Annotated in this window: 5 protein-coding genes; all 5 read right to left on the bottom strand. The window is 50.2% G+C overall.

Translation table 11 applies throughout. The features are described 5' to 3' along the window. A partial coding sequence (gene rsxC / locus VR7878_RS10845; RefSeq protein WP_077336081.1) for an electron transport complex subunit RsxC occupies nt 1–2,178 on the bottom strand: 2,178 nt, incomplete at its 3' end. An 8-nt stretch (nt 2,179–2,186) separates the two neighbouring features. Beyond that, a complete protein-coding gene (gene rsxB, locus VR7878_RS10840; protein WP_077336079.1) occupies nt 2,187–2,786 on the bottom strand; it encodes an electron transport complex subunit RsxB in 600 nt (199 codons plus the stop codon). Beyond that, on the bottom strand, nt 2,786–3,367 hold the full coding sequence (gene rsxA, locus VR7878_RS10835) for an electron transport complex subunit RsxA (protein ID WP_077336077.1): 582 nt from the start codon (nt 3,365–3,367) through the stop codon (nt 2,786–2,788). The genes rsxB and rsxA overlap by 1 nt, the downstream gene beginning before the upstream one ends. A gap of 319 nt (nt 3,368–3,686) precedes the next feature. After that, a complete protein-coding gene (gene budC, locus VR7878_RS10830) occupies nt 3,687–4,445 on the bottom strand; it encodes a meso-2,3-butanediol dehydrogenase (protein WP_077336075.1) in 759 nt (252 codons plus the stop codon). Beyond that, nucleotides 4,442–6,148, bottom strand: coding sequence for an acetolactate synthase AlsS (gene alsS, locus VR7878_RS10825; RefSeq protein ID WP_077336073.1), 1,707 nt, complete (start codon nt 6,146–6,148; stop codon nt 4,442–4,444). The genes budC and alsS overlap by 4 nt, the downstream gene beginning before the upstream one ends. Nucleotides 6,149–6,163 lie beyond the last annotated feature (15 nt).

Here is a 6,163-nt window from a genome sequence, read left to right as displayed (position 1 = left end):
GTCAGGTGTGTCCTCAGCCGGTGCGGATTGGGTTTCTTTTGTTGTATCGGCAGCGGTTTGTTCCGCTGACGACTCAGATTGTTGCTGCGCTTTTCTGGCTTTGGCACGGGCAACCGCAGCGGCAACTGCGGCCTTTTTCGGATCAGGTGTGTCCTCAGCCGGTGCGGATTGGGTTTCTTTTGTTGTATCGGCAGCGGTTTGTTCCGCTGGCGACTCAGATTGTTGCTGCGCTTTTCTGGCTTTGGCACGGGCAACCGCAGCGGCAACTGCGGCCTTTTTCGGATCAGGTGTGTCCTCAGCCGATGCGGATTGGGTTTCTTTTGTTGTATCGGCAGCGGTTTGTTCCGCTGGTGACTCAGATTGTTGCTGCGCTTTTCTGGCTTTGGCGCGGGCAACCGCAGCGGCAACTGCGGCCTTCTGAGAGTGACCATTGTCTTGCGCTGAGTCTGATGGTGTGTCTTGGGTCAACGCTGCTTCTTTTTCTGCTTTCCGTTCCCGGGCTTGGCGTTTGCGCTCTTCACGCAGTTTCATCATTTCACGATTGTCCGGTTCATCAACCCCTGATTGACGAGCTGCTTCTTGTTTCGCCTTCGCTCGGGCGATTGCTGCTGCAACCGCCGGTTTAGCCTCGGATTGTGCCTGTTTATTTTTAGACTTCACTCGTTCAATCGCAGCTGCGACAGCATCCTGTCCGTCATTTTCTTTCACCATTGCCTGACGACGGTTTTCCGCGGCTTGTTTGAAGCGATTTTCTCTTTCCTCTTTCTCCCGTTCCATCCGGGCTTTTTTCTCTTCGAAGCGAATTCTGGCCCGCTCAGCGGCTTCGGCCTCGTGTCTCCGGGTTCTGATCTCCGCTTTGGCCTGCCGATAGTATTGAACAAGTGGAATTTCACTCGGGCAGACATAAGCACATGCACCACACTCAATGCAATCTTTAAGGTTGAGTGTCTCGCATTTATCATACTCTTCAGCTTTTGCGTGCCACTGTAGCTGTTGCGGAAGTAAAGACGCAGGACAAACATCAGCACACTGACCGCAGCGAATACAAGCTATTTCCTGTTGGATCGGCGAAATTTCCTTCCGGCTCGGCGCAAGAATACAGTTGGTTGTCTTGGTAATCGGCACATCGGCATGCGGGAGCGTAAAGCCCATCATCGGTCCGCCCATAATCAGGCGAGGTAACCGTTTATCAGGATGATAATGGTATGTTTCCAGCAGATGTCGAACTGGTGTACCAACCAGTGCCCAGATATTCCGCGGTTGTTCAAATGTGGCACCTGTCAGCGTTACGAGTCGCTGAATCATAGGCTCTCCGTGAATAATCGCACGCTGAATCGCATACACTGAGCCAATATTTTGTACCATCAGCCCGATATCGGCCGGCAGTTTCTCTGCCGGAACTTCAAGATTCGTCAGGATCTTGATGAGCTGCTTTTCCCCACCGGATGGGTATTTGGTCGGGATAACCCGGATTACAATATTTTTGTCGGTTGCTGCGGCTTCAAGCGCGCGAATAGCTTCCGGTTTATTATCCTCAATCCCGATAATAATGAGTTTCGGCGACAAAATGTGAGCGAGAATCTCAATTCCCTGAATAATGTCATGTGCGTAGTGCTGCATCAGCACATCATCTGCGGTGATATAAGGTTCACATTCTGCGGCATTAATGATTAAGATTTCCGTCCGGGCCAGCCCCGACAGTATTTTTTTGGCAGTCGGGAAACCGGCGCCTCCCATCCCAGAGATACCGGCCTGACGAATCATATCGATCAAAGCTTCCGGAGCCTGTGAACGATAATCAGGATTGGCAGAATGTTGGTACCATGTCTCTTGACCGTCCGGTTGAATGACGACCGCAAGTTCCGGTAAGCCGGAAGGGTGGGCTGTTGTCCGGGGTTCGATCGCTGTAATAGTGCCGGAAGTCGGTGCATGTACCGGCAGATGAAATACGGACATTGATTGGGTCAGGGGCTGCCCTTTTAAGACGCTATCACCGACGGATACCAGTAAGTCGCCCGGCTTACCGATATGCTGTTTCAGGGGAATCACCAATTCTTCCGGGAGCGTTGCAGCGGCTGGGGGCGTTTGGTTGGATTGATGTTTGTTTTCCGGTGGATGAACTCCCCCCGGGAAATCCCATAACCGGCCTGATTTAATTTGTTCGATTAATGACAGCATATCAGCCCCTAGTTGTGATTATGGTTAGATAAGGAAGCATCAGTCTCATTGGTTTCGGTCACATTGACGACTGGAATTGCGTTCATTTGCCATTTCCATGTTTCAGGCGTCGGTTGAACAGGAACCATTTCGATACAATCTGTCGGGCAAGGTGCCACGCAAAGATCACAGCCGGTACATTCGTCTTTGATCACGGTATGGAGGGCTTTGGTGCCACCGACAATCGCATCTACCGGGCAGGCCTGAATACATTTGGTACAACCGATACACATTTCTTCATGAATGAAAGCAACCCGTTTGACTTCATCGCTCAAGTCATGGGCAGGTTCAGGAACATCCACGCCCATCAAGTCAGCGAGTTTCTCGATCGTCGCCTGACCACCGGGAGGGCATTTATTGATGTCATCACCGTTGGCTATTGCTTCTGCGTATGGACGACAGCCCGGATACCCACACTGACCACACTGGGTCTGCGGTAAAATCGAATCAATTTGATCAACGATCGGATCGCTTTCCACTTTAAAGCGGATCGATGCATAACCAAGAATTGCGCCAAAAATTGCAGCGAGCACAGCCAGTGCAATCATGGCAATGAAAATGACGTTCATTACAGTTTAACCAGTCCAGTAAAGCCCATGAATGCAAGCGACATCAGTCCTGCGGTAATCATTGCGATGGATGCCCCTTTAAATGGAGCCGGGACATCGGAGACATTGATCCGTTCACGCATTGACGCGAACAGAATCAAGACCAGAGAGAAGCCGACCGCAGCACCGAATCCGTAAATGACTGATTCGATAAAGTTATGATTTTCGTTGATGTTGAGCAGCGCTACCCCAAGTACCGCACAGTTCGTCGTAATCAAAGGTAAAAAGATACCTAACAGACGATAAAGTGTCGGGCTGGTTTTATGCACAACCAATTCGGTGAACTGAACAACGACTGCAATCACCAGAATGAAACTCATTGTACGGAGGTAATCAATGCCCAAAGGTGTAAGAATATAGCTCTCGACCAGATAGGAACAGACTGATGCCAGAGTTAACACAAAGGTGGTGGCCAGGCCCATGCCGATTGCCGTTTCCAGTTTCTTTGATACGCCCATAAACGGGCATAACCCCAAAAATTTAACCAGTACGAAGTTATTTACCAGTACAGTGCCAATGAGCAACAAAAGGTATTCGGTCATAATTTGCCGCTTGTGATTCTAATGAGCCTCTTATTATCCAGTTTTATATGCTGAATAACAACCAAGGAAGTCTATGGTTTTTCGGCTGCCCGGCATTTTTGTCATCGTGTTGTACATTCTGTGTGTTTTTTCCGGAACAGGGGATTACAAAGGGGGAAGAGACCTGAACAACCCGTACAGCTAAAGGGGATATCTTGACGACGTTCGTCGTATCGGGCAAGAAAAAGTGGGGCTGCGCGGATAAGAGTGAGAAGCGACAGTTCAGTTTGAGGCGTAACATTCTCTCGGGGCGACTCTCACTGAACTGCCGGTTTTATGTTTACACGATTTTAGGCTGCCCGTCTGATGCGGTAGCACCACCGTCTACCGGTAGGTTTACACCATTAATGAAAGAGGCGTCGTCGCTTGCCAGAAAAGTAACCACTGAGGCAATTTCTTCCGGTTCTGCAGCACGGCCCAACGCAATGCGCTCATTAAATTTATCGCGAATGTCCTGTGCCCATCCGTTGGTCATGTTGGTTTTGACCAGGCTCGGGCAGACAGCATTGATGCGCACACCCTCAGCACCGTGGTCCAGTGCCATTGCTCGGGTCAGGTTTACGACTGCACCTTTGCTGGCACAGTAGAATGCCGCGCCCCAGTCACCGCCTAAACCGGAAACGGAGGCGGTATTGACGATACAGCCTTTGGTTTTCAGCAATTCGGGTAGGGCAAACTTGGCGCAATAAACGACACCGTCAATATTAACCGAAGAAATCTTCTTCCAGTCATCGACACTGCCTTCAATGACGGTTCCCGGGATATGCACACCGGCATTGTTAACCAGAATGTCCAGTTTTCCGAAACGAGCGACAACGCTGGCAATCAACGCTTCCACTTTATCTGGGTTGGACACATCAATGGTGTGAGCAGAGACGCGTTGCTTATCAAAATCTTCAATCGCTTTAGCAAGTTGTTCTTCATTCCAGTCCGCTAAGGCAATGTTTACCCCTTCGGCGTAGAGGCGCTTTGCAATTGCCAGACCAATCCCATTGGCGGCTCCTGTGACCAAGGCAACTTTGTTGTTTAAGCCTCTCATACGAGTTCTCCTTCATGATGGTGAATAAAAATGGGATCCTGATTCTTTTCTGTGCGTGGCAACATCAGTTTGTAGTTGTCGCTGTAATCGACAGGGATGGCTACAACTGATGGGCCTTCAACGTCCATGGCTTTTTTCAGGGTATCAGCCAGTTCATATTGACTGGTCACTGCGAACCCTTTGGCACCGAATGATTCGGCATACGCTTTGAAATCGATCGGGCCGAATTTCACACCAGAGAAGCGCTGATATTTTTTCATTTCCTGCATTTCAACCATATTATAGGCGTTGTCGACCCATACGATATGAAGGATGTTGCATTTTAGTCTGACGGCTGTTTCCAGTTCCATACTCGATTGCATGAAGCCACCGTCTCCGGAAACGGAAACCACTTTACTGCCGGGTTTGAGCAGACTTGCACCGATTGCCCATGGCAGAGCGACTCCCATAGTTTGTTGTCCGTTGGAGACGAGCATCTGACGCGCACGGAAACAGCTCAGGTACCGGGCAATCCAGATATGGAAACTGCCCATGTCGAGACAGAGTGTCGTATCCGGTGCAATGATCGATTGCATTGCTTTGATCAATGTCAGTGGATGGAAGCCCTTTTGGGTGGATACATTGGGGTAAGTTCTGATGATCTGGCGTTGCTGAGCGACCTCTTCCAAAACTGACATTGCCATCGGAGATAGGCGGGAATAACCAGAGATGCGATGTCTCATCTGATCCAATGACTGGGCGATGTCACCGACGATTTCCACGCATGGCTGATAGTTGAGCTGATACTCGGCCGGCTCAATGTCGAGATGAACGACCGGACAGCGTTGACTGTTCCATAACTCGGGATCATATTCAATCGGACTAAAACCGATGGTGAGGATCAGATCCGAATCTCGTAGCAGTACGTCACCGGGTTGATTGTTGAATAAACCGACCCGACCGGCAAAGTTGTGGTAGTAGTTAATATCAACGGTTCCCGCTGCCTGATAGGTCCCGACAACCGGTAAATGCGTTTTTTGCAAAAAGCGAGTAATCGCAGCTGCGTTTTCGCTACGGCTGGCATGCAGGCCGAGTAAAACCACACAGCGTTGGGCGGCACTGATTCGGTGAACGGCCTCTTCAATCGCAGTCAAGTCAGCACAACCGGGTTGAATGCGCCCGGAAGGAACAATGATGTCAGTCTGCGTCTGTTCGGACAAAACATCCTGAGGCAGACTGAGGAAACAAGCCCCCGGGCGGCCTGACTCGGCAATACGAAATGCATTGGCGACAATTTCACTGGCAGCATCGACATGTTGAACTTCGGCACTGAACTTCGTGATCGAACGAAAAATACTGACCGTATCCATACTTTGGTGGGTCTGCTTCTGCTGGTCGGCTCGTTTGACCGCGCCACCGATGGCAATCAGTGGATCTCCCTCTGAATTTGCGGTAGCGACACCGGATACCAGGTTGCCGCAGCCGGGACCGGAGGTAACCATGGTGACACCGGCTTTGCCGGTTAGCCGACCGACGACACCGGCCATAAACGCTCCGTTGGCTTCGTGACGAACCGGAATCATCTGAATGCGAGTGTCTTCAATTGCATCAAACAACTGATCGATTTTAGCTCCGGGAATACCGAAAATATATTGGATACCGAGCGACTCCAGTTGTTGAGCAATCAACTGAGCCCCGTTTTTGGTTGAAGGTTTGGATTGCATTTTTTTGTCCTTATT

The organism is Vibrio ruber DSM 16370 (genome assembly GCF_900163965.1).
GTDB classification, from domain to species: domain Bacteria; phylum Pseudomonadota; class Gammaproteobacteria; order Enterobacterales; family Vibrionaceae; genus Vibrio; species Vibrio ruber.
This window is presented reverse-complemented; position numbering and strand designations above follow the sequence as displayed.

Coding starts and splice junctions, on each gene's coding strand:
- rsxB (WP_077336079.1), bottom strand. CDS start 2,786: ATGAACGTCATTTTCATTGCCATGATTGCACTGGCTGTGCTCGCTGCA.
- rsxA (WP_077336077.1), bottom strand. CDS start 3,367: ATGACCGAATACCTTTTGTTGCTCATTGGCACTGTACTGGTAAATAAC.
- budC (WP_077336075.1), bottom strand. CDS start 4,445: ATGAGAGGCTTAAACAACAAAGTTGCCTTGGTCACAGGAGCCGCCAAT.
- alsS (WP_077336073.1), bottom strand. CDS start 6,148: ATGCAATCCAAACCTTCAACCAAAAACGGGGCTCAGTTGATTGCTCAA.